The sequence below is a fragment of the Actinospica durhamensis genome, from assembly GCF_018139695.1.
GTDB classification, from domain to species: domain Bacteria; phylum Actinomycetota; class Actinomycetes; order Streptomycetales; family Catenulisporaceae; genus Actinospica; species Actinospica durhamensis.
Genome location: NZ_JAGSOG010000600.1, coordinates 1 through 1,163, shown reverse-complemented (window position 1 = coordinate 1,163; position 1,163 = coordinate 1). Strand labels below are relative to the sequence as shown.

Genomic DNA, 1,163 nt, shown 5'->3' with positions numbered 1-1,163 from the left:
AAGAACTGGACGGATTCGGGGTCGCCGCCGTGTTCGCCGCAGACGCCGAGTTTGAGTGCGGGGCGGGCGGCGCGGCCTTCGCGGGTGGCGAGTTGGACGAGGCGCCCGACGCCGTCGCGGTCGAGGGTTTCGAAGGGGGAGACGCCGAAGATGCCGCGGTCCAGGTACGCGGAGAAGAACGCGGCTTCGACGTCGTCTCTGCTGAAGCCCCAGACGGTTTGGGTGAGGTCGTTGGTGCCGAAGGAGAAGAATTCGGCGGCTTCGGCGATCTGGCCGGCGGTCAGGGCGGCCCGGGGCAGTTCGATCATGGTGCCGATCAGGGCCCGGATGTCGGCGCCGGTGGTCTCGGTGACCTCGTCGAGTACCGCGCGGGCTTCGTCGCGGATGATCTCGAGTTCTTGGACGGCGCCGACGAGCGGCACCATGATCTCCACGCGGGCGACCCCGCCGGCCTTGGCGACTTGGGCGGCGGCTTCGGCGATGGCGCGGACCTGCATGATGAACAGGCCCGGTACGACCAGGCCGAGGCGTACCCCGCGCAGCCCGAGCATCGGGTTCTGCTCGTGCAGCTTGTGTACGGCTTGGAGGAGGCGCAGGTCGTTCTCGTGTTCCTCGCCGCGTGCTTCGGCGACCGCGACGCGCACGGAGAGTTCGGTGAGGTCCGGGAGGAATTCGTGCAGCGGCGGGTCGAGCAGCCGCACGGTGACCGGGAGCCCGCCCATCGCCGTCAGAATCCCGACGAAGTCGTCGCGCTGCATGGGTAGGAGTTCGGCGAGGACTTTGCGGCGTTCGGAGTCGTCTTCGGCGAGGATGAGGCGTTCGACCAGGGTGCGGCGTTCGCCGAGGAACATGTGTTCGGTGCGGCACAGCCCGATGCCCTGGGCGCCGAAGCGGCGGGCGCGGGCGGCGTCGTCGGGGGTGTCGGCGTTGGCGCGCACGTACAGGTCGCGTTTGTCATCGGCCCAGGCCATGATGCGGTGGACGGCGCGTACGAGTTCGTCGGCGTGGCTGGAGTCGGGTCCGAGGCGGCCTTCGAAGTATTCGACGACGGGGGAGGGTGCGACGGGGACTTCGCCGGTGTAGATCGCGCCGGTGGAGCCGTCGATGGAGATCAGGTCGCCTTCTTCCACGACCAGGCCGCCGGGGGCGGTGAAGCGGCGGGC

The 1,163-nt window shown here is 69.6% G+C and carries 1 protein-coding gene; it reads right to left on the bottom strand.

Annotated elements, in window-relative coordinates; genetic code table 11:
* The coding region (locus tag KDL01_RS41295; protein ID WP_307846814.1) for a putative PEP-binding protein at positions 1-1,163 on the bottom strand (1,163 nt) is incomplete at both ends.